Annotated in this window: 23 protein-coding genes; 6 read left to right on the forward strand and 17 right to left on the reverse strand. The window is 56.6% G+C overall.

The annotated features are described in order from the left end of the window. Positions 1-23 precede the first annotated feature (23 nt). Entirely contained in the window at positions 24-1,019 is a 996-nt protein-coding gene (locus tag ACIQJ2_RS09855) for a LysR family transcriptional regulator (protein ID WP_199142819.1), read from the forward strand. A 55-nt stretch (positions 1,020-1,074) separates the two neighbouring features. Here ACIQJ2_RS09855 and ACIQJ2_RS09860 read toward each other — a convergent pair whose 3' ends face one another. Then, entirely contained in the window at positions 1,075-1,536 is a 462-nt protein-coding gene (locus ACIQJ2_RS09860; protein ID WP_400670048.1) for a cupin domain-containing protein, read from the reverse strand. A 166-nt stretch (positions 1,537-1,702) separates the two neighbouring features. On the opposite strand from ACIQJ2_RS09860, the gene ACIQJ2_RS09865 reads away from it, so the two are divergent. Then, positions 1,703-2,518, forward strand: a complete 816-nt coding sequence (locus ACIQJ2_RS09865; protein ID WP_400670050.1) for a DUF2066 domain-containing protein — start codon at positions 1,703-1,705, stop codon at positions 2,516-2,518. 29 nt (positions 2,519-2,547) lie between these two features. Here ACIQJ2_RS09865 and ACIQJ2_RS09870 read toward each other — a convergent pair whose 3' ends face one another. Then, a complete protein-coding gene (locus ACIQJ2_RS09870; protein ID WP_400670052.1) occupies positions 2,548-3,408 on the reverse strand; it encodes a glycosyltransferase family 2 protein in 861 nt (286 codons plus the stop codon). Positions 3,409-3,928: 520 nt separating this feature from the next. Between ACIQJ2_RS09870 and ACIQJ2_RS09875 the strand changes: the two genes are divergently transcribed. Next, positions 3,929-5,092, forward strand: a complete 1,164-nt coding sequence (locus ACIQJ2_RS09875; protein WP_400670054.1) for a TMEM43 family protein — start codon at positions 3,929-3,931, stop codon at positions 5,090-5,092. 125 nt (positions 5,093-5,217) lie between these two features. Here the strand turns inward: ACIQJ2_RS09875 and ACIQJ2_RS09880 are convergent, their stop codons facing one another. The 4 genes from ACIQJ2_RS09880 to ACIQJ2_RS09895 all read right to left on the reverse strand — a co-directional run bounded on the left by ACIQJ2_RS09880 (position 5,218) and on the right by ACIQJ2_RS09895 (position 10,235). After that, positions 5,218-7,014, reverse strand: coding sequence for a glycosyltransferase (locus tag ACIQJ2_RS09880; RefSeq protein WP_400670056.1), 1,797 nt, complete (start codon positions 7,012-7,014; stop codon positions 5,218-5,220). Positions 7,015-7,024: 10 nt separating this feature from the next. Next, a complete protein-coding gene (locus ACIQJ2_RS09885; protein ID WP_400670058.1) occupies positions 7,025-8,206 on the reverse strand; it encodes a DegT/DnrJ/EryC1/StrS family aminotransferase in 1,182 nt (393 codons plus the stop codon). After that, entirely contained in the window at positions 8,203-8,772 is a 570-nt protein-coding gene (locus tag ACIQJ2_RS09890; protein WP_400670060.1) for an acyltransferase, read from the reverse strand. The genes ACIQJ2_RS09885 and ACIQJ2_RS09890 overlap by 4 nt, the downstream gene beginning before the upstream one ends. Before the next feature lie 119 nt (positions 8,773-8,891). Further along, positions 8,892-10,235, reverse strand: a complete 1,344-nt coding sequence (locus ACIQJ2_RS09895; RefSeq protein ID WP_400670062.1) for a glycosyltransferase family 4 protein — start codon at positions 10,233-10,235, stop codon at positions 8,892-8,894. 390 nt (positions 10,236-10,625) lie between these two features. Between ACIQJ2_RS09895 and ACIQJ2_RS09900 the strand changes: the two genes are divergently transcribed. Further along, positions 10,626-12,656, forward strand: coding sequence for a glycosyltransferase (locus tag ACIQJ2_RS09900; RefSeq protein WP_400670064.1), 2,031 nt, complete (start codon positions 10,626-10,628; stop codon positions 12,654-12,656). A gap of 519 nt (positions 12,657-13,175) precedes the next feature. Here the strand turns inward: ACIQJ2_RS09900 and ACIQJ2_RS09905 are convergent. Together ACIQJ2_RS09905 and ACIQJ2_RS09910 are read right to left on the reverse strand one after the other, a co-directional pair. After that, positions 13,176-14,897, reverse strand: a complete 1,722-nt coding sequence (locus ACIQJ2_RS09905; protein WP_400670067.1) for a flagellin — start codon at positions 14,895-14,897, stop codon at positions 13,176-13,178. 329 nt (positions 14,898-15,226) lie between these two features. Further along, positions 15,227-15,874 (reverse strand): hypothetical protein, encoded by a 648-nt coding sequence (locus tag ACIQJ2_RS09910; protein WP_400670069.1) that lies wholly within the window; start codon positions 15,872-15,874, stop codon positions 15,227-15,229. A 417-nt stretch (positions 15,875-16,291) separates the two neighbouring features. Between ACIQJ2_RS09910 and ACIQJ2_RS09915 the strand changes: the two genes are divergently transcribed. Beyond that, positions 16,292-17,545: a tyrosine-type recombinase/integrase gene (locus ACIQJ2_RS09915; RefSeq protein ID WP_400670072.1), complete on the forward strand. Its 1,254-nt coding sequence runs from the start codon at positions 16,292-16,294 to the stop codon at positions 17,543-17,545. On the opposite strand, the gene ACIQJ2_RS09920 is transcribed toward ACIQJ2_RS09915, so the two are convergent. The 9 genes from ACIQJ2_RS09920 to ACIQJ2_RS09960 all read right to left on the reverse strand — a co-directional run bounded on the left by ACIQJ2_RS09920 (position 17,535) and on the right by ACIQJ2_RS09960 (position 21,969). Beyond that, the gene (locus ACIQJ2_RS09920) at positions 17,535-18,476 is read right to left on the reverse strand and encodes a hypothetical protein (protein WP_400670074.1); all 942 of its coding nucleotides are present in this window, start codon (positions 18,474-18,476) and stop codon (positions 17,535-17,537) included. The two genes, ACIQJ2_RS09915 and ACIQJ2_RS09920, sit on opposite strands and share 11 nt — an antisense overlap. Positions 18,477-18,556: 80 nt before the next feature. After that, positions 18,557-18,829, reverse strand: coding sequence for a hypothetical protein (locus tag ACIQJ2_RS09925; protein ID WP_400670077.1), 273 nt, complete (start codon positions 18,827-18,829; stop codon positions 18,557-18,559). A gap of 1 nt (position 18,830) precedes the next feature. Beyond that, positions 18,831-19,007: a hypothetical protein gene (locus tag ACIQJ2_RS09930; RefSeq protein WP_400670079.1), complete on the reverse strand. Its 177-nt coding sequence runs from the start codon at positions 19,005-19,007 to the stop codon at positions 18,831-18,833. Between the two features lie 59 nt (positions 19,008-19,066). After that, complete coding sequence (locus ACIQJ2_RS09935) at positions 19,067-19,975, reverse strand: DUF2303 family protein (protein ID WP_400670082.1); 909 nt, start codon at positions 19,973-19,975, stop codon at positions 19,067-19,069. Between the two features lie 51 nt (positions 19,976-20,026). Then, positions 20,027-20,365 (reverse strand): hypothetical protein, encoded by a 339-nt coding sequence (locus ACIQJ2_RS09940; protein WP_400670085.1) that lies wholly within the window; start codon positions 20,363-20,365, stop codon positions 20,027-20,029. 20 nt (positions 20,366-20,385) lie between these two features. After that, positions 20,386-20,526, reverse strand: coding sequence for a hypothetical protein (locus tag ACIQJ2_RS09945; protein WP_199090323.1), 141 nt, complete (start codon positions 20,524-20,526; stop codon positions 20,386-20,388). A 66-nt stretch (positions 20,527-20,592) separates the two neighbouring features. Further along, positions 20,593-20,823 carry a hypothetical protein gene (locus ACIQJ2_RS09950; RefSeq protein WP_400670088.1) on the reverse strand — a complete coding sequence of 77 codons (231 nt, stop codon included), beginning with the start codon at positions 20,821-20,823 and terminating at the stop codon, positions 20,593-20,595. 67 nt (positions 20,824-20,890) lie between these two features. Beyond that, entirely contained in the window at positions 20,891-21,055 is a 165-nt protein-coding gene (locus ACIQJ2_RS09955; protein WP_400670091.1) for a hypothetical protein, read from the reverse strand. A 563-nt stretch (positions 21,056-21,618) separates the two neighbouring features. Next, positions 21,619-21,969, reverse strand: a complete 351-nt coding sequence (locus ACIQJ2_RS09960; RefSeq protein WP_400670094.1) for a helix-turn-helix domain-containing protein — start codon at positions 21,967-21,969, stop codon at positions 21,619-21,621. A 95-nt stretch (positions 21,970-22,064) separates the two neighbouring features. On the opposite strand from ACIQJ2_RS09960, the gene ACIQJ2_RS09965 reads away from it, so the two are divergent. Then, positions 22,065-22,295 (forward strand): helix-turn-helix transcriptional regulator, encoded by a 231-nt coding sequence (locus ACIQJ2_RS09965; protein WP_400670097.1) that lies wholly within the window; start codon positions 22,065-22,067, stop codon positions 22,293-22,295. The last annotated feature ends 94 nt before the right edge of the window (positions 22,296-22,389 follow it).

The following is a 22,389-nucleotide window of genomic DNA, read 5'->3' on the forward strand; positions in this document are numbered from 1 at the left end:
AACCATGTCAGGTATTACTGGCGATGATGAATGATGCGACCCTTCGAAAAATCGATCTCAATCTGCTGCTCGCCTTCTCCGTGTTGATGCAGGAGCGGAATGTGAGCCGCGCGGCCGAGCGCTTGCTGCTCGGACAGCCCGGTCTTTCCGCAGCACTTCGCCGGTTGCGCGAGACGCTGGATGACGAATTGTTCGTGCGCGTCGGGCGCGGTTTGCAACCGACGCCGCGGGCGCTTTCCATTGCGCCGGCGATAGAGGATGCGCTTTCCGGCATCGAGCGCGCCATTCGGCCGCCGGCCGCCTTCGACCCGGCGGACTGGCATGGTGAGTTCCGCATCGGTCTCTGCGACAACTTCGAATCCTCCTTTTTCGGGCCGTTGGTGGCACGGCTGCGCCAGCTCGCGCCGAACGCGAGGCTGACCAGCGTCGGGTTCGATCGGCGCGACGCCGTGCGCCTACTGGACGAAGGCGCCTTTGAATTCAGCATCTCCCTGCATGACGAACCTGCCTCCTGGCACATACGGGCGCCGCTATTCGAGCAGGCGTCCCTGTGCATCTACGACGCCCGGCATCTGAATTGCGCGGCGCCGCTCAGCCTGAAGCAGTTCGCCGGAGCGCCGCATGTGACCGTTTCGCTTGAGGGCGCCACGTCCAGCGGTGTCGATGTTGCTCTTGCGCGCCTCGGTCATCGCCGCCATGTCGTGGCGACCGTACCCCGCTTTTCAGCCCTGCCGACGACGCTGCGAGCCATTCCCGCCATCGCCACGGTTCCCGAGGCCATAGCCCGCTGCATGGCGCAACTGCACGATCTGACGATTTCGAAGCCGCCGTTCGAGCTGCCGGCCGATCCGGTGACCATGCTCTATCGGCGTGTCGATCAGGCTGACAGCCGTTCGGTGTGGTTCCGTCGCCTGTTCGTGGAGGTGGTGAAGGACGCGCTCTCGGCGAGCGGCTGCAGGATGGACGTATCGACCGACGCCTGCTGCTACGATCCGCCGGTACTGGCGGAAGCGGTGTAATCCTCCAGTTCAGCGTTTGAAGCGGAGATCGCTTCACACCTCCTGCGGAAGCACTTTAGCCATCCGGATAGGGCATGCCGTCCTTATGCACGAACCGTCCGTCGGTGCTCGAGCTCATCATATCGATGTCGGAGCAGGTGATGAGATCGGTCGGCGAGCGCGTTCCGGCCTCAAGATAAATTGCCGTACTGCCAGACTTGTTGACCAGGTGGTGACCATTGCCCGAAGCCTTTGGAAAGGCTGCGCAATCGCCGGCACGCAGCACCGTTTCGCCGTCATCCTCGATCAATGTCAATTCACCTTCGAGCACATAGACGAATTCATCCTCTTCCGAATGCCAATGCCGCTGGCTCGACCAGTTGCCCGGCGGCAGCCGCATGAGGTTGATCCCGAAATCCGTCAGGCCTCCGGCATTCCCCAGTCGTTGCCGTATGCGCTCGGCACAGGGGTCGTTGAATGGGGCTGGATAGCGCGTACCTTTGTGTTTCGCCACCGCCGCAACATCGATCTTCGGCATGAGAAACCTGCCTGCGATTTGCCATGGATGTGGCCAGTTAAAGTGTCGGTGGGAGCTTAACAAAAGCCATCGCAGGTCGTCCAGCGAAAGGCTTGAACTTCGGTCGTCCTTGTTCCGATCCTGGCGCCTATGGTAGTTTGGGCTCGGAACGTTGACACGGGACGAGATGAGGCATCTTGCACATCCAGGTTACCAATTCTGCGCGCTGTTGTTGGCGGGATCGTTCTTCGCGCCGTCGGCAGGTGCTTTCACCCCAAGCGATGTCTATACAGCCGTCAGTGTCGTAACGGGCCAAGGTGCGGAAAATCGCGCCAAGGGCTTTGTGGATTGCCTTGAAAAAGTTCTTCCTCGCGTGTCGGGCAATTCACGGCTGGCCAACGGCAAGGAACTGCAAGCGGCTCGCGAGCACGCTGCAGACTATATCGAGGGATTTTCCTACCGCGACCGGCTGGCGGACCGGCCCGTTCATGACGAACAGGGGACTTACGACAGGCCTCACGATCTCACATGCCGTTTTCGTAAGGATCGGATCGACAATCTGCTGGAGAGGCTCGGTTCCCTTCCGTGGCTCGCCAAACGGCCCACGCTCGAGGTGCTACTGAATGTGCGCCGTGGTGGCGCGGCCTATCAAGTGACGGCTGAGAACGGCCGCGATCTGGCCATGAGACAGGCATTCGGTGCCGCATCCGATCTTACCGGTATCGACGTGACCTTTCCTTCGGAGGGTGAGGACGATGGGCGCGCGGTGGCGGGTGTCGTGCCCTTGTCGGGCGAACTGGACTGGAGCGATAGCGAAGGAGGCTGGATCGCAACATGGGGGCTGAACATTCAGCAGGATGCGGACAATAAGCCCCATGAGGTGAGGTGGCAGGCGCGGGGTGTCAGCTTCGACGATGCCTTCCGGCTGGCGCTCAAGGGAGCCGCCCAGGTTCTCTCCGGCAATGGTGAACCCGTCGGCGTGTTGGCTCCCGCAGCGAAATGAGCGCCGCTACCGTCCTCCCATGATCGAGGCTACAAGCCCTTCTCGAAAGCCGGCATGCTCTTCCAGCCGGACCAGCGGCCGGAGAATATCTCTCGAGATCGTCTTGCGAGCCCGGGTTTGCCGCTCAGCGTATAGACGACAACGCCCATCAGCGGCCGTATCAGGTGAGGCAGGAAGAACTTGATGCTGTAATTGTGTTTCCGCATCACATAACCCATGCCCATGCTATAGGCGCGCATCTTCGCGACATTGGCGGCGGTGGTGCGGTCGCTGTGATCTTCAGGATGGTGGCCGATCAGCGTCGGGATGTAGTAGCCTCGATGTCCGGCCTTCAGCAGCCTCAGGGCAATATCCTGAATTTCGTATCCGCCCCAACCTGTTCCCGCGCCGGGGCCGATTTCGCCGTCGAACCCTCCGACCTCTCGGAATGCGCTGGTGCGGATGATGACTGCCCATTCGATCAGCGTCGTCCAGACGGTCTTTCGGTCGATGAAAGTCGGAGCATTTTCGAAATTGCCCATGATGGTATTGCCTTCGACATCGGCGGCGCGGCCGCTGTAGAAATCGCTCGGATGGCTCGATCTCAAGGTATCGAACTGTGCGATGAAGTCGTTGGGATACCAGCAGTCGTCGTCTGGAAAGAGAAGCCACTGGCCGCTCGCAAGACTGGCGCCGAGGTTGCGGGCCCGGCAAGCGCCACGGCTTTCCGCTCGCTTCCTGATGATATGCAACCGGCCGGACCAAGCGTCGAGAATGGGGCCTAACCGATCATCGTCGTTCTGATCGACGACGATGATCTCAAAACTACCCGTTTTCTGGGCTGCAAGCGAACTCAGGAGTCTTTCGATTTCGTGGGTTCGGCCCAGCGTCGCGATGACTATGGAAAGCATAACTTCAGATTCTTGCAGTACCATTGCAATTCCAACTAACGAATAGACAGCCGAAAACCGGTATTATAAATTTCATTGTTTTCCAATGCTTTTAATCGACCGGAGAATAATTTAAGAAAAATTGGTTTAGTCATAAAATGCATGATGATTTTACGTTGAGTTAGTTGAAGGTGCGTATTCGGTAAAAGTGCAGCAATTGACGGTGAAAAGCGCGGGCTTTTGATCAGGATCTTCTCTTGAAAACAATCCGCATGACGCGGTAGTGCCATATTACATTGAAATGCCTATCAAAATCTCTGGAAGAGCTCAATGCTGCCATGTGAGTGCAAGCCCCCATATCAGCCCAAAAATGGACTGTGATCTCATGACGGATCTATTCTAGCAGGCTGGTATTTCCAAACTTCCCAAGGTTTGAGCAGTCGGTCATTTCCATAGGGTGCGTTTATTGTCCGCATATGCTCGCGAGCCTGCGGGATCACGCGAGTGCGGGAGGCGAAATGCGCAAAAGGTGTCCTCAAGAATGAGTATTACTGAAACAACATCCACCTCCTGGTTCGGGCGTCTCAAGAATGCGCTGATAGGCGTCCTCGTCGGCCTTGTGCTGCTGATCGGATGCGCTTGGCTGCTGATCTGGAACGAAGGGCGCGCCATCGGCACTTACCGGGCGCTGGCGGAAGGTGCCGCTCAAGTCGTGTCGATCCCCAGTGATATCGTGCAATCCTCGAACGAAGGCAAGCTCGTTCATATCAGCGGTACGGTCAAACCGAACGGTGTGCCGCAGGACGGCGATTTTGGCGTGTCGGCGCGGGACGCAATTGCCTTGTTCCGCCAGGTCGAGATGTTTCAGTGGGTCGAACACAAGCAGAGCAGCTCCGAAAAGAAGCTGGGCGGAAGCGAGGAAACGACCACGACCTATTCCTACACAATGGAGTGGCGTTCGGAACTTGTACGATCCAGTGATTTCAAACAGGCGGAAGGCCACCAGAATCCGGAGCGTATGCCTGAAAGCAAGACTTTCGCCATCGAACGCGCCGGCGTGGGTGCGTTTTCGGTGCCGGGAAAAGCAATTGCCGATATCGGCGCCTATTCCGATCTCACGCCAACGGATGAAGAGCTTGCAAAGCTCGGGCAGGGGTTCGGAACAGATAGGCCGGTGCGACGCGACGGTCATGCCGTCTATATCGGTCGAGGAACGTCATCGCCGGAGGTGGGCGACCTTCGCATTTCCTACCAGCGGATCGATGCGAAGGAGGCCAGTGTTGTCGGCAGGCAAAATGGTGCCACGCTCGTTCCTTACGAGACGACCAATCATCACAGCATCCTTCTCAGTGCCGCCGGCGACACCGATGCTGCGCAAATGTTCAAGGCCGCCGAGAAGGAAAATGTGATCATCACTTGGCTGGTAAGAGCGGCAGGCATGGTCGGTCTGTTCGTCGGCTTCGTCTGCATCTTCTCGCTGTTGAGCGTAATCGGCGATGTGATCCCGTTCATCGGATCCATCGTCGCGTTCGGAACGACGGTTCTGGCTGTTATTCTGACTTTGCTCGTCGGCCCGCTGCTGATCGCCATCGGCTGGCTGGCATATAGGCCAATGATTTCCATCGGCATCATCGCAAGCGGCATCGCGCTGGCCGCACTTGTGATCCGCTATCGCAAAAGGAAAGCCACGCAATCGGTGGCATAACGGCCGATCACCCAACAGACAGCGGTCCGGCAGATTTGTTTGCTGGACCGCCTGTTATTGGTTCTTCGTTTAAGCATCGCATTCGGCAGAAAGGGTCGTGCCGCCCAAGCGGATACGGCTCCGGGTTAGTTCGGAGGCTTTCCACCTGTCATGTTGAGGAAGTTCTTCATCTGGAAGCCATGAATGCCTTCGACAAGCGATCGGTTTTCGTCGGAAGCCATGAAGTCATAGAGAGTCTCGAATGCAAAATCGCGAGTATGCGGATTCACATTCTGCGAGAAGATGAAATCAGCCAGATAGAACGGAATCAGTCTCGCATCGTCGAAGCGGTTACCCGCATTCTCGGGAAAGATCAGATTGAAGTCGGCGATCGAAGGTATCTCCAAATAGCGCCTGGCGAGTTGCTTGTGTTCGAGCCGCCAACGATGGCTTCCGGCACTCGATGGAGCACTGGCCTGCGCCTCTCCGTCGCGAATACGGAAGCGAATGAGTGGCTTCGGCATGACATGAATTTCGTGTTTTAGGCAAAGTCTGATCCACATTTCATAGTCCGGCAGATTGCCGAACCTCGGATCGTACAGCCCCAGTTCTTCATAGCACTCGCGGCGCACCAAACTGCTCGGATGGCACAATGCGTTGCGTACGAAGAAGAATCTCAGCCATTCGTGTCGAGTCCGGTTTGGCTGGTCGAAAATGCGGCCAAGGTGATGCTGGTGATCGGCGAGCGGCTGGCTTTGCTCTCCGATGAAACTTGCCGGAGTGAAGACTGCCGCGATCTCCGGGTGTGCATCCAGGAATGCGACCTGCTCGGCGAGCTTGTTGGGCTCCCAAACATCGTCAGAGTTCAGCAGCGCTATATATTCGCCCCGGCTTTCGAGGATCCCGTGATTATGCGAATGGGCCGCGCCGCGATTCTTCTCGAAAAGGAAAAGCTTGACCTTAGGGTCGTCGGCATAACGGCGCAAGATCTGGGGCGTTGTATCCGTAGAGCCATCATCCATGATCAGCAGCTCGAAATTCTGGTAGCTCTGCGCCAGCACCGACTCCACAGCCTCAACGACATACTTCTCGTGATTGTATGCCGGTATGACAACAGAGACCTTGGGTCGGCCCGATGTCTCAGATGTCCCGCCTAGGATCTCGGTTTTCTGCTCGGGCACCGATGTCGTGGCCGCAGCACTCACGGCCTCTTTCATGCCAAGATAGATGACCGATCGCTTGTTGATGCCGTATGCGGCGGCTTGCTCTTCCGACACCATTTCCAGGATCGGATATTCGCTCAGGGCAACACCGCCGCGCGTTAGTGTGTCGCGGAAGCCGGACTTGGAAAAAATGCGAACGTGATCATCTTGCCCGAAGTGACGCCAACGGTCCGCAGGTGTAACAGCGGCAGGGTTTTCGTAGGTCTTGTCGATGCTCAACAGGATGGGAGCCATGATGATCGCAAAGCCGCCCGGCTTCAGTACTCTGCGGAGTTCAGAAACTGCTTTGATCGGGTCTTCGACATGCTCCAAAATGTGCGAGCAAAGAATGAAGTCATAGGTATTGTCAGCGTAGGGTAGCGCGTGGATGTCCGCCTTATCATCGGCTTCGGGCATATAGAGATCGCAGCTGCGATAGGAGATGAAGGGATGGCTCTTGACCCAACGGCTGAATAGCGCTGCCGGTGCGAACTCCAGAAATGTGTAGGTTTGGGCTTTGTCGAGGTGAGAAAACACGCGCTCGAGGAAGAGCGTATAAAGCCTATCACGATCATTGCTGAGGCATTTGGGGCAAGTGTAGGCGGGGACATTCAGCGTCTCGAAATTATCGAGTCCGTGTGGCCAGCCATGTGCTGCAAGATTGTCCGCGTAGTAGGATGGAAGCGGCTGGAAACCGTAGCCGTTCATTCGGCAGACGGGGCAAAAGGAATTGCTTTGCATTGTCGTCCTCTTAAATCGCGCGTCGGGAAAGCGAGTTGTCGCCTACGGACACTCGATCGGGATTTTCGTGCGCCGCCAGAAGCGTGTTGAATACTCTCGCCAGCTCATTTGCCGACAGTGCGCCGTAGAATGGCAGGCAGAGCACTTCTCCCGATGCCTTTGTGGCAACCGGAAGATTAGAGGTCTGCGCCGATGGCAAATCTCTGTAGTGCGGAGTTGAACTGCACAACGGATAGAAGTACTTGCGGGCCAGAATGTTTTCGTTCCGGAACCGCGTATAAAGCGAGTCGCGGCTAAATCCGGCTTTTTCCGCGTCGATGCGGATGGGCAGATACTGATAGCTCGGGGTTACATTTGCCTGCGGTTCCATCAAGGTGACGCCGCGCATGGCGCTCAAGAAGGGCCTGTACCGATCGAGCAGGGCCTTGCGGCGTCCCCACTCCGCCTCAACCATGTCGAGTACCAGCAGGCCGATGGCGGATTGGATCTCGTTTGCCTTGCCGTTCAGGCCTGGGCTGAGAATTGTCTCTTCATTCGCGATGCCGAAGTTGCGCTCAAGATAGATTTTTCGCTGTAGTGACGGATGCGGCGATAGCAGCCCGCCACCCTCGACTGTGTGAAACAGCTTGGTGGCATGAAAACTATGCATTGTAACGTCGCCGAAGCGGCTGATTGGAATGCCGTCGATCCGGCTGCCGAACGCATGTGCCGCGTCATAGACAACCTTGAGGTCATGACGCGTTGCAATCGCGTCGATGGCCTGCACGTCGCACGCTATTCCATAGACATGGACGCCCAGGATGGCACAGGTTCTCGGCGTGATGAGCCGTTCGATGCAGGTGGGATCCAGTGTAAGCGTGACGGGGTCGATATCGCAGAAGACTGGGGTGAGCCCACATGCCGTGATGACATGAACGCTTGCCGGAAACGTGAACGGTGTGACGATGACCTCTCCACCCAAAGGTAAATCCAACACACGAAGAGCGGCGTAAAGGGCGTTGGTGCCGTTGTTGAACAAGCTCACAAACGGCATTTCAAGGAACTCTGCGAGCCGGCTTTCAAGCGCGCCATGCTGCGCACCCATATTGGTCAACCATTGTGAGGACCAGATCTCGGCGATCTTGCGCTGGACCTCATCTTGATCGGGCAACAGAGGACGAGTGACCGCGATGGATGAAAGCTCGTTGCTCATAGGCGTTCCTCAAGTTTCTTTTCGTGGAGAAGAAAATCCCGCTGGCGGGATTTGAGGCGCCGCGCGGGATTTCCTGCATATATTGTGAATGGTTCCAGGCTTTTCGTTGCCAAGCTCATAGCGCCCAACGCGGCGCCCTCACCGACGATGACGCCGGGCAGCAGGACGCTGCCGGTGCCGATGATGGCGTGACGGCCAATAGAGACATTTCTGGATATGACGTTCGTCAGTTCATTGGGAACGGTCGGATTAGTCAGCCACAGTCCGCTATAGTCGTCGCTGTGAGCGTAAACGGAGACGCGAGCGGAGAGGCCGCTGAAGTCCTCCATGGAGATACCCGCAGCGTCGCTGCCGCCGTGGAGGACGCAGTGGCTGGCGATGTGGATGTAATTGCCGAGAGCAATCGTGCCGCTTAATACCGCGAAGTCATCTATGCGGACGTTGTCCTCCATGGACATGGACGCGGCGCCATAAAACCTTGCGTATCGGCTGACCTGGCAATTTCTCCCGAAACTGCGGAAGCCGATGGCCTGCAACTCTTGATCGGACAAGAAGCTCGTGCTCATTCTGAGTTCCGTTTTGGTACCCCAACCGGATAGCTCCGGCCGCTTGCGTGGAGCTTGAGGGGAGGGCAGGTAGCCGATACGAAAGGCTCCGCCGAATCTTCCGGCAAGCCTTGGTCTGACTATCCGGCGATGCCGGTATAGAGCCCTTCCGCGAGCCGTCGCCATGTCAGGCCGCTAATGCTTTCCATGGCGGTTTGCCGCATTCTGTGACGCTCATCTGCAGGAAGCGAAACGGCGCGTTCCAACGCCTTCGAGAGACCTGCCGGATTGGTGGAATCGTAGACGATCCCGTTTACGCCGTCGTGGACGGTTTCCGGCAAGACTCCGAGATCGGGAACGATAACCGGCCGGGAAAACGACAGGGCGTTCAGCGCCGAGCCGGAGGTGAGAATTCTACTGTAGGGCAGAACCGCAAAGTCCGACGCATTGAATATCCATTGCAGTTCCGCATCACTGAGGCGGCGTTCGATCAGCGTGATGCCGGGCGCATTGCCGGCCATATGGGCGACCGTTCCCGGAATGTAGGGCGGCATCGGCTGACCGGCGATGATGAGGCGGGCGGCTGGATGTTTCATGCGCACGACGCGAAATGCCTCGATGAGAGGCTCGATACCCTTGTAGGGCCGCAGCATGCCGACGAACGAAAAGACTATGTCGCTTGCTGCAAGGCCCAGGCGGGCGCGGGCAGTCGCCTCGCTGACGAAATTCTGGTAGACGCCGACATAATTGGGGTGCGGGAGGATGACGATCCTGTCCTCCGGCAGCGGAAATTCCTCTTGCACGACCTGTATGGCGCCTGCCGAATGCAGATGTATCCGGTCGGCGCAGGCGGCGATCTCCGTCGACAACGCCCTCTCCACGGCGAGATAGGGGCTCTCGTGCGAAAGTGCGTTGTGTATCGTCCAGATGACGAAGCCGCCGAGGCTGCGGAACGTCCGAAGCTTGGAAATGAAGGCATCCTTCAGCGCTTCGGCAGTGGCGTAGTTCGGCGCATAGGCAATGATGGTATTTGTCCAATGCAGATGGAAGATGTGCTTCCGCCGCACGCTGCCGCGTTCCGCCCGTAAGGCGGCGATGGCCTGGTCTATTGTGCCGGGGCCGATGGTGTTTTCATCTGGGAACGACACTTGTATCAGCGGCTGATACGGGTTGGCAGACCCGTAGTCGGGGAAGAAATGGATACGCGCCGTGCTTGATGTCGGCAGAGGCATGGGAGCCGCATCTTGCGGGAGAGCCGGTCGAGCGGATGTCGCGCCGCCGTGCTGCGCATCGCCGAGAGCATCGAAGCATCGCGTCTGCTCCGTTCGCAACAGCTTGAAAAGCTGTACCATCTCGGCTTGAAAGTCCGTCAGGACCTGCTGCTGAGCAACCACTTCCGAAATGCGCGTTTCAAGTGTTGCAAGCTGCGCCTGGTCGATAACTCCCCCATGCACTGCAGCCTTCATGAGATTCAGGTCGTCCATTCTGCCCAAGCCCAGTGATCATCGAAATTGGCATATCGTCTAATCTGGAATCCTTGCGCCGGCCTGTCTTCGTTCTAGGCAGGTGTCGGCTTGGCTCGGATGTTCCCGGTGGGGCGGACGGCTGTTTCCAACAGGCTCACGCAAGCTTATCGACCTACCACGAAGGCGAGGCGAAGACTGCCTTTCGTCTCTTGGAGATGCGGGACGGCTGGTCGGCGTTGTGAAGTTTGCATTCGGGGCGGCCTATGCCTTTTGCAATCGCTTGGCTCGACCCTTCGGGCGGAGGAGCGATTAAGGCGACCCTTGTCGGTGACCGTTCTGCGGGCGTCATGAGTTCGGCGCTCGTCGCATGTGAGGCACATCCGGAATCCATATTTGGGCGATACGCTAATGGCTGACGACATCATCACGAATTCCGAAGAACATCAGGGCGAGGCGACCCGTCGGGTCGAGGCGATCAACAGGGATCTGGATGCGATCCTGGCTCAGCAGCGGCAGATGATCGATCTTTATGTCGAAGGTGCGGAGTTGCTGCAGGGCATGTTCAAGGATCAGCAGGATCGGTTTGCCTCGCTGGGTAGCCGGCTCCCGATGGAGCCCGTTGCTGACCAAAGCGAGGTGCATTCGATCGATTTCGTCGTGCCGGTCTACAATTCGCTGCACCATGCGAGGCTTTGCATTGCCAGCATATTGCAACATGCGACGCCGCCCTATCATCTTTACGTGGTCGATGACAAAGGCGACAGCCACACGTCGCGCGAACTGGCAGCTCTGGCCGCCGGCCTCGATAATGTGACCTTGATCGCCCATAGCCAGAATGCCGGCTATCTGAAGTCGGTCAACGAGGCAATGGAGCTCGGAAAATCTGATATTTGCGTTCTCGTCAATTCGGATGCGATGCTTTCCCCCGGCACTTGCGAGCGGCTTCGCGGCGGCTTTGCAAGGGACACCCAGATCGGCGTCATCACCGCCGTATCTACCTGGGCCAACTGGACGAAGATACCCTTTCCTCCCGGCACAAACATGCTGGACCTGCGGGAGTTCATCGCGCGACAGAATGATCTCGGTCTTGCCGATATCGGAAACGCGTCCGGATTCTTCTTTGCGATACGGCGCGAGTTGTTCGACACGCTCGGCCTGTTCGACGAGGCCTATAATCCAGGCTATTGGGAAGAGACGGATTTCTGCATGCTTGCCCTGGAGAAAGGCTGGCGCGTCGTCGTCGACCGGCAGCTCTACATCTATCATCACGGCTGGGGCAGTTTCCAGAGTTCCGGCCGAGACTTTCACATGGCGCGCAACAGATCGACATTCATGGCGCGCTGGGAAAGGCAGTATGCGGCGCTGGATGCGAACTGGCGCTTCCACAATCCGACGGACGCGGTCTCCTCGCGGCTTGCAGCCGTGTCGCAGACCCGGTCCGACAAGCCTCGCGTTCTCTTCGTGAGCATGGACGGCCGTAGGACGGAGCAGTCGATCGCCCTGATCCAACTGGTCAATGGGTTGGTGGCCGAGGGTATCAGCGCAAATATAGTCTATCTCAGCGGTATCGACGAAACGCTGCTGGACATGACCCCCATGTATTTCCGGCCGCTGATCATCGAGGCATCCGTCGAACAGCTCAGAAGCTACAATATCTATGTCGGAACCTGCGAACAAACATCCGAGCTGATCGAGGCTTTCGATCCGTCGCTGGGTGCTACGTTGTTCAGCTTTGCCGCGAACGATCGCGGCTCTCCGCAGCTTCGGCATGGCCCGAAAAAAGCACGCCCGATCGCACGTATGCCCGGTTTGATGGATGGCCACAGGGATGTGCCAAGCGTGCTTCCCGGCGTCAATCTCGATATTTTCTATCCGCGGGACATGCCGCGTACGAGCGACGTCCTTCTTTGCATTACCGAGGCGGTGTGGAAGGAAGATCGGGCCGGGATCGTTCGCTTCTGCGGTATTCTGAGCGAGGCCATGCCAGGTATCCGCGTCGCGGCAATCGGCCCTGCCGCAATAAAGGTGGACCTTCCGGCAATTGCACATCGTGGCAATCCGCACCGGCTGACTGAACTTGCAAATTACTATTCCGAAGCTGAGATCGTTCTGCATTGGGGTGCCGCGAGCCAGTCGAGGTTGACCTTCCTGGAGATTGCCGCATGTGGCGGCATTGCAATGATGGATACCGGGTCGGCGGAAGTTTGCGGTGCCGAGCATATGAAAAACGCCTTGTTGGCCGACAGCCGCGATCCGCTATCAATGTCGGCTGCAATCACCGGTTTGCTCCAATCGCCCTCGCTGTTGGCAACGATGCGGGATGCGGCCCTTTGCATCGGCAATTCCCGGTCGCTACAGGCCGAGGCGGCACAGATGGCAGCGATTTTTCTGGACGCCGGCACGGCCACGCATTCCGACGCGATGCAAAAGGCATCCTAGCCGGCGTATCTGACAAAGAGCGTCTTGCTAGCGGGGGCGTAAGCCATCCCGACGTGGAAGCCGTCGAGTTTGCGATGGCATGCATTGAGCCGGGTGGCCGAGGCTATCTTGAAACCACTGAGATGAGGCATGCCAAAACCCGTTCCCGGAACGATTGCCATGTCTCTGAATTCCGGAACCCTGGGAAAAGGGTGAAGGGGGATCTTACCCTAACAAGGAACGGGCTGGGTAAGATCCGATTTGCGGCTTCGTCCTTGCGTGCGCCCACATAAACGATACCCACATCTGCCGTAGGCGGAACTGTTTAAAGAGCCGCATGATGGTTTGCGCACTGGTGCTGATAACTGCAGCGCCAGTTGCTGTTGGCTTTGTTGGACCGCGAGCTTGGCAGAGGCCTGTTTCACATCGGCATCCACGAGCCGCTGATACCCCTGGCGATGCTATCCATCGGGTCATTGGCAAAGTTCAATTGATAAGCCTTCCTTCAAAACGGGAGAGCTGGCTCTAGTTCATCCTGTTTTAACGGCTTGAATACAGCTGAAGGATCGTGCCCGCGCTGCTATTGGCAATCTGCAATGCTTGAACTGTCAGCTGCTGCTGTGTTTGCTGTGCCGCAAGTTTGGCGGAGGCTTCTTCCATATTGGCATCCACTAGGCGACTGACGCCTTCGTTGATGCTGTCCATCAAGTCGTGCGTAAAGTTCGTCTGTATGTCTATCTGCTTGCTAAGCGAGCCGAGCAAGCTGGCACCCGCAATCGAGCGATTCAGCATATACTCAACGCCCTTAAGATATTGGTCGATGGAAAAATTGGAAGCTGTGACATCGATCTCGGCAAGATCGAAGTCCAACGTCCATACCGGATTGGAATGCACGTTTCCGACCATGACGCGTGCGGCTCGGTTTCCTGCATCGGGGTAGATTGTTTGGTCCGCCGCAAAGGTTATCGTGCTGCCGGCAGCTTTTACCGACAAACCGATTCCGGCCGTGACGAACTCAATGACCTTTGCGAGATCACTTGCATTACCAATGAAGCCATCATTCGTGCCGAGCGCCGCATCGACCGTCGTGCGATCAATCGTGAAGGATTGAAGCGCGCCTTGTCCCACTTTGGCATCGAAAAAAACCTGGGCTTTCGGAGACACGGTAAACGGCGCGGTGAAGCTGATGGATGCCTCCGGATACATGTTGTCATGGTTCTGTGCCGGTGGATTTTCGAGACCCATCGCAAAGCCGTTAGGATGTACGCCGCCAAAACTGGACGCGACATTTGATATGTCGATGCTGGATCCGGGATTGCCGGAGGTCTCGAGCGAGCCGATTTCGAACCGAGTAGGATCGCTGATCGAGCCTGTAAACAGGGTTTCATTGGCTGTCGCGGGGATCGCGTTGTCGGTGAAAAGCTTGTTCAGAACGACTCTCATTTCGGCGCCGTTATGGATAGTGCCATCTGTGGTGCCGAGCGCCGCATCGACAAGGCTCTTGTCGATGCGCAACCCTATAAAGTCCACGCCCGCAGAATGGGCTCCGGCGTCTACCGTCAGGTCGAAGGTGATGTAGTCTGTGGCGCCAAAGGTGGCAGGGCCGGTGAAGATGTGACTTTCGTGGCCTTGGTGCGCGACGGAATTAATCCCCGTGTTTCTGAAACCGCCAATGTCCCCGACGCCACCGATTTCCTTTTGGAGAATGCCGCCGCCGCCGCTGTTCAGCATGCTCGTCGACTTAAGGTTCACGTTCGTCGTCGTAACCGCTATCGACCCGTCTTGCGATCGAACAAATGACGATACGACGTCCGCGGTCAGATCGCTGGTTTCCATCAAATGCGTCGGTGCATTTGTGATAAGCCAATTTTGTCCGCTGAAACTTGCCGATGCCACGACCGCGTTAGCCTGGGCGTTCAGCTGTTTCAACTCTTCCTGAATTTTCGATTTGTCGACGCTGTTTTCCTTCGCGGCAACCAGCTTTTCTTTGAACTTGCCGAGGATATCGATAATGGATGATGTTGCGACATATCCAGTGGTGACCTTGGCCGCCCCAAGGCCAAGGGCGTCGGACACTGCAGAAACAGCCTTGCTGTCGGACCGCATGGATGTCGCGATCGACCAATAGGCCGCATTGTCCGAGGCTGTCTGCACCCGGAGACCGGAACTGACTTGTCCCTGTGTCTGCATGAGTTGGTTGCCGACAGTGCGAAGGGTTTGCAGCGCAGCCATGGCTGCTGTGTTTGTCAAGATGCTGGTCATGTCAAAAGCTCCGTAAATACAGGCCAGCCCGGGACATCGTTATCAGTCCGGCGCAAAAGCTGGCAGGGATGGGAACACTTTTGACGGTTAACCACGAGGGTGCTCGTCGTAATGGCGAGACCGTCACCCCAAAACACGAGCGAACTCGATAGATTAGGGCTGCTCGGCAAAATTGGATTCTGCAATCATAACGAGCACTTTCGTTAACGCTTTTGCACCGGAATTGGTTAACAAAACGTTAACGGCGAAGATGAAGGAAGATGTCCTTGATCGACAGTCCAACGCGTCATCGGCTGGTAACTAACTCTGCATGCTCCCTGCTGCCGACGCTAAGAGAGGTCGTTCTGGCGCAGATATTGAGATATGACACTCGCGACCAACTCGAACTCCGGCCGGAAATCGGCAATGAGTTTCACCAATTTCCTCTCCATTTCGTCGGTGTCGTGGATATTGTTCACGGCAGCGGAGTTTTTCCGCAGAAATCGTGAGTAGAGCCGCCCCTTGTCAGCCGCGCCGGCTTGAAACTGGATACGCTCCAGCCTTGCCGCCAAAGCCGCTGCTTTGATCGTCGTGATCACGTCCTTGCGAACTTTGTGATTTGAAATGGGGCCGACTTCCATGTTCAGCTTCAGGTACCCATCCGTACCCCCATCGCCTCTCCACTCCACGAAGGCGATAAAGGGGTAGCCCGACCACCAGTTCTCGCAACCGCGCCACGGGCCTTCAGCCTTGTCGAACTCTTCGCGCCATTCTTCAGGCAGAAAGCTCACAAGGTTATGGGCAAGCCCCGAGTACAGGAAGCCGCGATTGCCAATTCTGGCCAGCTTGCCTTGGGCGGGACTTTCACCAAACAATCTTTGAACAGCGAGCGCAAAACCTGAGCCAGGCCTGGGCTCGGTGACCAGATCCAGCACCCTTTTATGATCCCGGAACAGTTGGCGTGCCATATTTTCCATTTCAGAGCGTTCTCTGCTCATACTGGTCCGCTCCTCAACAATTTGGCATTGGCGCCTTCGGGGATTCGTTGGCCCGAGAAAGACTAGCGTCTCGCTCCAATTAAATCCATAGGTTGCAATAGCTGGCGCCATATCTTTTTTGTATATTGGCAGGCGTGAGCAGTCGCGCTGGCAAAGCATCCATGTGGCAAGGACGTAACTGATGTGGGGGAGGACAAATTGATGGCGCACCCGGCAGGATTCGAACCTGCGACCTTTGGAATCGGAAGGCAAGCGTGAACGATTTTCCGTTGCTTCCTCTTGTTTACCCCATTTTGATTTTGCTATTCAGATCAAGCGGTAAGCCATTTCCGCAATTACAACGGTCTGGATCAAATTTACTCTAATTTGCTTCCTGCTGCTTCCTATATGCTTCCTGTAACGGGTGGGGTTGCCGGCTTGGCGAAACTGACGAAGAGAATGATAGACGCCCTAGCGGTGCGCGACAAAGACTATTTTGAATGGGATGACGAGTTGCCGGGATTCGGCGTGCGGGTCTGGCCTAGTGGTCGCAAGACCTATGTTGCGCAGTATCGTTCCGGCAAACAGACCCGCCGCTTCAAGATCGGGGCTCACGGTCCGTTGACTGTTGAAGAGGCTCGTAAGGAAGCGAAGGGCGTTCTAGGTGACGTGGCTCGGGGTGATGACCCACAGCTTGACCGTTCGACACGGCGCAAGGCGCTTACGGTGAAAGAGCTTTGCGACATGTATTTCGAGGCGGCTGATAAGGGGCTTGTCTTCGGCAAGCGCGGCAAGCCGAAAAAATCCTCAACTCTGTATGTCGATAAGGGGAGGGCAAACCGCCATATTGTCCCGCTGATAGGCAACCGACTCGTACAGGAACTGACGACTGCCGATGCCATCAAAATGATGCGTGACGTAACGACGGGCAAGACTGCAGCGAACGAAAAAACGGGAAAGTTGCGGGGAAGGGCGGTTGTCACTGGCGGGGCCGGGACCGCATCGCAAGCGGTCACTCTTCTTAGCGCAATCCTCACCTATGGCGTTTCTGAAGGGATCATCCCGGCAAATCCCGCACGCGGCATTAAAAAACCAGCAGTGGGAAAGCGTACGCGGCGACTTAGCCCGAAAGAGTATCGGGCACTCGGTAAAGTTCTTGAAGCTGCAGACGATGAGCTCTGGCAAGGCGTTGTCGGCACTAAACTGTTTTTGCTGACCGGGTTTCGTTTGAGCGAGATTGCAGGCCTGATGTGGTCTGAGCTTGATAAGGCGGGAAGCTGTTTGCGGCTTGATGATTCAAAAGAGGATGCTTCGATTCGTCCCGTTGGAAGTGTCGTCTTTGATGTGCTTGGTCGCGTTTCACGGGAGGGCGAAAATCCATTCGTGTTGCCTGGGCCACGAAGCGAAAAGGGTCATTACACCGCCTTAGATGACGCCCTCGAACGTCTCACAGAAAGAGCAGGGCTTGAAGGCGTCACGTCGCACACGCTGCGTCATTCTTATGCCAGCGTGGCAGGGGATCTTGGATTTACCGAGATCACCATATCCGCGCTATTGGGCCATGCTGCCGGTAACGTTACACAAAGATACGTGCACCACCTTGATAGTGTCTTGATTGCGGCAGCCGACAAAGTTTCCGGTGAAATCTTCCAAATGATGACAACCGATAGCCAAGTCGAAACTACGATCTAGATCGAATTGTCTGCGGCATTAGAATCGGAACGAGATAGAAATACAGGAGTAAGCCGAAGTTTATCGCAAGGGGCGGTATGTTCACCCATCCGTCTGCCGCAACATCTACTAAACCTGCGTATGGCCCAAAAACATATGTAGTGGTTGCCTCTGCTGCTGAAACGCTGGAGATCGAAGCGATGAAAATAAGAAACAGAGCGTAACGGACGTTTGTGCTAGTCACTAAGCGCTTCAAGAGAAAGAGATGTAGCGCAAAATAAAGACCGAAGATCACAAGAAAAAACCATACGCCCCAACCTCGAATATTCACCATTATCCCGCCGCCACCCGGCAGCGTCCTTGTCAGGAAATCCGGTTTCACAGTTATGGAAGGAAGATTAGCAACTCGCGCATCGAAGGAAATCGGGGCGGCATCACGCCTGAAAATTGCTGCTTTCGCAACATCTTCACTTGCTGTCAAATAAACACCTACTGAAACTTCATCACCGCTATTCAGAAGGGTGGGCGAGCCTGTATACAAATTGTCCGAAACGCGCTTCCAAACCACAGAAACGTTTTGAGACCCGCGCCAAGGCGAGTTGCCCACGGCAATGATGCGCCAATCAGGCAGGGCAGTTAGCTTGATATCACTAAAAAAATCCGATGGCAGTATTGGCGCGTCACCAGTGTTTTCGAGCGAAGCACGATAAATATAAAGCTTCTGAACAGGCTGTTTGCCGTTGGAAACGGAAACCGAAATATTCGTGCCAGTATCCTGCAAATCTTTTAGCGGATCGATAGGGCCGATAAAGTCGGCAGACAACTGTTTGGGTGGTATCGGCCCTCGCCCAGCCATGTAAAGTGTCAGCCAAATTGTGGCGCCAATTGTAAGCAATCCGACCAGTACAACAGCTGTACTCAGTATGTGCCCAACCCAGTCACTTTTCGTCATATTTCACACTAATTGCGAATCTTCCAGCTAAGTTACCGCATTCTACGATGCGATATAGATCTTCCGCAATTCATTGCATCTTACAGATTTCTTCGACCCCTTTCCGAGGTTGAGCGGACTGCCTTCGACAGACGTTCTTCGGCCCAGGCGTCCAAGTCCTGAACGTGATAGAGGGGAATGCGACCGCTGTATTGCATGGCGGGTCCTCCCCCAATAGTTGCCAATTTGGCAAGTGTCGAAACGGCAATATCGATGCCGTGTTTAGATGCAAGGTAACTCGGCACATCGCTACGACGCAGACGGGGGCGCTGCGCGGGCATCGGATTGGCAGTTGTAGTTTCGGTAGCGATCATTTTAGCATTTTCCTTTTAAGATACGGACTGTTTCAACGAAGCCGGGGCGCTGGCGGCGAGCTTTTTGCTCGGCTTGCAGGGCGTTTGCGGCGATGGTGGTGACGGTCGCTCCGTCGTAGAAGCGGACACGGAAGAGCCGGCTTGTTGCGGTGGCTTTGGTGGCGGTCGGCTGTTGCATGTTCTTCGCTCCGTTCGTGGGAGCGGAGCGGGCGAGGGGTGACGCCCGCTCCGCTGATATCAGACGCCGGCCATTTCGGGCTTGCCGGTGAATTTCGGCAGCTCAAGCGCGGCGGCGGTGTCATGAAGGGCGAAGTTGACGGCCTTGGTGATATGGATATCCGGGCGATAGAGCATGAATATCCACGAAAGCACGCCGTCGCGCAGACGGTAGCGCAGGCGAACCGGCACACGGATGCTCTCGCCTTCGAAGAATGGCGCGATACTCAGAATGAAGATGCCCGGCACGGTGATAGGCTGGCCGGCGGCGTTCTTGTGGTCTTCCTCGAATACGATCTGGCTTTCGCCGGATTGCAGCTTGACGGCATTCTTGACGCGGGTTTCCGCATTGACCTGCAAGCCGCGCGAAAGCTCGATAAGCTCGTTAGGATAGGCAACCTTCGTGTTGAACATGCCGCCAAAGTCCTTCGCCTCGTCCGGATCGGGCGACGACAGCTCGGCAATGTGGTCTTCGATAAACTCGGCAAACTCGCCCTGGCTCATTGGCTGGCCGTTCTTGGCGACCCAAGCTTTCCACTCTTCGGAGAGCGGGAAAGCGTAGTGGATGCGATGCTTGCCGTTGTCCGGGTCTGCGCCGTGATAGTCGATGACGGCGGTGAAGCTCGGTCGCTGCCAATCGGTGATAGCAAAGATGGCACTGCTTGCCGTCTTGTGTCGGCCCACCAACGCAATGAAGGAATCCAGCGTCTCGACGGTCGCCGTGCCGGTCTTGCGCTCCGGGCGGTCGCGCCAAGGTGCGAATACGTTGGACAGCTCGGTAACGCGTCCGTTCGACGGGTCCAGCAGCGCCGGCACGCTCGACGGGATGCCCTTGGCGTTTGACGGTGCGGGCACGGTGATAACGCGGGCGTTCGCTTCGGTCGCGAGCTTGGCGATATCGAGCACGGCGGCCTTTGAAGATTGATCCATTTCAGTTCCTCTATTGGTGCGCGGGTGCGCGGTTGAAAAAGGCGGGAAGGGTTATTGCTGCGCGCTGGTGACTTCGCGCGGCGTGAACATGTCGTGTTGGCGGGGATGCTCGGTCGAAAGCGCACCGTCCTCGACAACCCAAAAGACCGAGTTCTTGCGGGGCAGCTTGGGCGTCTTGGATTCCAAGTCGGCTGAAATCGTCACCATGCCGTCCTTGACGGCGAGGCCAAGCTTGAGGGTCACGGACCCCTTGAACGTCGCAAGCGGGTTGTCTTCGGACATGCCGGAAAGCTTTTCGAGCGTGTCGCCGATCTCTTTCGAAAAGGCCGGGTTGAGCTGGCCGTTTTCCAACATGCCGATGATCATTGAGGCATCGCGTATTTTCTTCATGCGCGGTTTCCTTTGGTCGGTTAGCGGGTGAGCATGATTGCCAGCACGGCGAGGCCCATGCCGGCGGTGATGAGACCGATTGCAGCGCAGAGCGCGCGCACTTCCTGATGCAGCCGGGGCAGGCTGGCGGGCGTGATGATCATTGGGGAAATGCGGAACATGATGTGATCTCCGTTCATCCGTTCGGGAAGCCGGCCCGAAGGCCGGAAACCGGAGCGGATGCGGGGTTACGCGACGATATCGCCGAGCGCCTGGCTAACGTCATCCAAGCTCGACACGCCTTCGTCCAAGGCGTCGATTGCGGTTTGCGCGTCCTCGCCCTTCTGGCCGTCCTGAAAGGATTCCGGCATGTTGTCGTAGTAGTCCTGCTCTTCGTCGCGGCAGGTTTCCAGGATGCTCTTGGCCTCTTCGATCATCGCGATAGCGCGGGCGATTTCTTTGCGGCGTTCTTTGTTCATGACGTTCGATCTCCATCCGTTCGGGAAACCGCCCCAAAACGAGGCGGAAACCGGAGCGGATGCCAGATCAGGCGGCGCGGGCGTTCTCTGCTGCGCGCAGCATCTCCGCGGCCTTGCCGGCGTGCTTGCTGATTTCGTCTTTGGTGAAGCCTTCGGCCTTCAAGTCGGCCTCGGTGAAGCCGCCGCCGCGTTCGCGTGCCAGATCAGCCATCTCTTTCGGAATATTGCGCATAGCTCTCTCCATCCGTGTTGGGTGCCGGTCCTTTTCGTCCGGCTGCTTCCCGGCGCTCATTGCGCTTGGATGGTCAAATAAGTTTCATAACTTGCAACTTTTGGCAAGAGTCAAAAGTTTCCTAATGTGCAACTTTTTTGAGTGCAACGTGAAACTGGTTTAGGACCTAACGGATGGCTGCGTTGTTGGTGTGTGGATTTTGCTTTCGCGTCGACTATGGTGGCATACTTCGGCAACGTGTCCTCGGAGGCTTGCTCGGTGCGAAGTTGTCTCAGTGAGTGTTTGTCAGATTGGGGAAGGATGGCGACGAATGTCTAAAGGGGAGGGAGCAGACAAGCCGCCTAAAACGGTGGACGAAATTATGAGGGAGAAGCCGCCGGGGCAGACGGCCTATCTTGTCACGCTATTTATCGCGGCACTCCGCTCGGCGTGGCCCAAGTCAAAGAAGGACGACCAATAGCTTCGCTGGTCGTCGTGGTGCATCGATCTATGTTATGTGTTTGTGGATTTCGCTACGCGCAAGGCATCTGCTCGCTCGCATCATTTGGCAATTCAGGCGAAGGCTACTTTCCGTCTGTGCCGGTGCCATTGCCCTGTTGATCAAAGAATAGCTTGAGCATCGATATTGCCCGGTCTTTCTGCTCTTCGGTCTTGTCTCGGAAAAACTTGGCAAGCCAATCGTCGTGCGGTTCGCGGAATAACCCCTGCACGTCCGTTCCAAAAAGGGCGGCGAGCTTTTCCAAATATTCGGGCTTGGGCAGGGTTCCTTTGAACCACTTGGAGACAAGCCCTTTATCAACGTTTAGCTCTTCAACGATGTTCACTTGCTTGAGGTGGCGCGTCTCTGCCCACTCAGGAATGTAGTGGATTCTCTGAGGCGTCTTATTCGTGTGAATACGGCTAACGTTGCTCATGTTTCAACTTTACTCTCGAGAGAGATGGAAGGCGTTAGCACATCGTGAAACCGTGCCTCTTGCGAAAAGTGTCAACTTATGAAACATATCGCGGTATGGAACATCCAATTGCGAGATACCGGCGTGAACATAACTTGACGCAAGATGCGTTCGGGAAGCGCGTTGGTGCGACCAAGGGGATGGTTTCCAAGTGGGAGGCGTGCCGTGTTCTGCCGCGCCCGTCACTGCTGGTTCGGATCGAAGACACTTCGGGCGGTTGCCTGTCGGCAAGCTCTATAGTGCGCTCGTTCGTGACTGCGTCTCAATTTCAGGAGGCCGCAGAATGACCGGCCTCTTTCACCCTTTGCGCGGCCAATCCTCCCGGCCTGCTGCACCCCGCGCCGCGGCGCTCTCTTGTCTGTCGCCCGGCGCGGGGAAATC

Origin of the sequence: Rhizobium sp. NPDC092011 (assembly GCF_044756305.1) — a bacterium.
Classification (GTDB): domain Bacteria; phylum Pseudomonadota; class Alphaproteobacteria; order Rhizobiales; family Rhizobiaceae; genus Rhizobium.

Excerpts from the sequence above, each read along its gene's own strand:
- ACIQJ2_RS09855 (WP_199142819.1), top strand. The coding sequence starts at position 24 with ATGATGAATGATGCGACCCTTCGAAAAATCGATCTCAATCTGCTGCTC.
- ACIQJ2_RS09860 (WP_400670048.1), bottom strand. The coding sequence starts at position 1,536 with ATGCCGAAGATCGATGTTGCGGCGGTGGCGAAACACAAAGGTACGCGC.
- ACIQJ2_RS09865 (WP_400670050.1), top strand. The coding sequence starts at position 1,703 with ATGAGGCATCTTGCACATCCAGGTTACCAATTCTGCGCGCTGTTGTTG.
- ACIQJ2_RS09870 (WP_400670052.1), bottom strand. The coding sequence starts at position 3,408 with ATGCTTTCCATAGTCATCGCGACGCTGGGCCGAACCCACGAAATCGAA.
- ACIQJ2_RS09875 (WP_400670054.1), top strand. The coding sequence starts at position 3,929 with ATGAGTATTACTGAAACAACATCCACCTCCTGGTTCGGGCGTCTCAAG.
- ACIQJ2_RS09880 (WP_400670056.1), bottom strand. The coding sequence starts at position 7,014 with ATGCAAAGCAATTCCTTTTGCCCCGTCTGCCGAATGAACGGCTACGGT.
- ACIQJ2_RS09885 (WP_400670058.1), bottom strand. The coding sequence starts at position 8,206 with ATGAGCAACGAGCTTTCATCCATCGCGGTCACTCGTCCTCTGTTGCCC.
- ACIQJ2_RS09890 (WP_400670060.1), bottom strand. The coding sequence starts at position 8,772 with ATGAGCACGAGCTTCTTGTCCGATCAAGAGTTGCAGGCCATCGGCTTC.
- ACIQJ2_RS09895 (WP_400670062.1), bottom strand. The coding sequence starts at position 10,235 with ATGGACGACCTGAATCTCATGAAGGCTGCAGTGCATGGGGGAGTTATC.
- ACIQJ2_RS09900 (WP_400670064.1), top strand. The coding sequence starts at position 10,626 with ATGGCTGACGACATCATCACGAATTCCGAAGAACATCAGGGCGAGGCG.
- ACIQJ2_RS09905 (WP_400670067.1), bottom strand. The coding sequence starts at position 14,897 with ATGACCAGCATCTTGACAAACACAGCAGCCATGGCTGCGCTGCAAACC.
- ACIQJ2_RS09910 (WP_400670069.1), bottom strand. The coding sequence starts at position 15,874 with ATGAGCAGAGAACGCTCTGAAATGGAAAATATGGCACGCCAACTGTTC.
- ACIQJ2_RS09920 (WP_400670074.1), bottom strand. The coding sequence starts at position 18,476 with ATGACGAAAAGTGACTGGGTTGGGCACATACTGAGTACAGCTGTTGTA.
- ACIQJ2_RS09925 (WP_400670077.1), bottom strand. The coding sequence starts at position 18,829 with ATGATCGCTACCGAAACTACAACTGCCAATCCGATGCCCGCGCAGCGC.
- ACIQJ2_RS09930 (WP_400670079.1), bottom strand. The coding sequence starts at position 19,007 with ATGCAACAGCCGACCGCCACCAAAGCCACCGCAACAAGCCGGCTCTTC.
- ACIQJ2_RS09935 (WP_400670082.1), bottom strand. The coding sequence starts at position 19,975 with ATGGATCAATCTTCAAAGGCCGCCGTGCTCGATATCGCCAAGCTCGCG.
- ACIQJ2_RS09940 (WP_400670085.1), bottom strand. The coding sequence starts at position 20,365 with ATGAAGAAAATACGCGATGCCTCAATGATCATCGGCATGTTGGAAAAC.
- ACIQJ2_RS09945 (WP_199090323.1), bottom strand. The coding sequence starts at position 20,526 with ATGTTCCGCATTTCCCCAATGATCATCACGCCCGCCAGCCTGCCCCGG.
- ACIQJ2_RS09950 (WP_400670088.1), bottom strand. The coding sequence starts at position 20,823 with ATGAACAAAGAACGCCGCAAAGAAATCGCCCGCGCTATCGCGATGATC.
- ACIQJ2_RS09955 (WP_400670091.1), bottom strand. The coding sequence starts at position 21,055 with ATGCGCAATATTCCGAAAGAGATGGCTGATCTGGCACGCGAACGCGGC.
- ACIQJ2_RS09960 (WP_400670094.1), bottom strand. The coding sequence starts at position 21,969 with ATGAGCAACGTTAGCCGTATTCACACGAATAAGACGCCTCAGAGAATC.
- ACIQJ2_RS09965 (WP_400670097.1), top strand. The coding sequence starts at position 22,065 with ATGGAACATCCAATTGCGAGATACCGGCGTGAACATAACTTGACGCAA.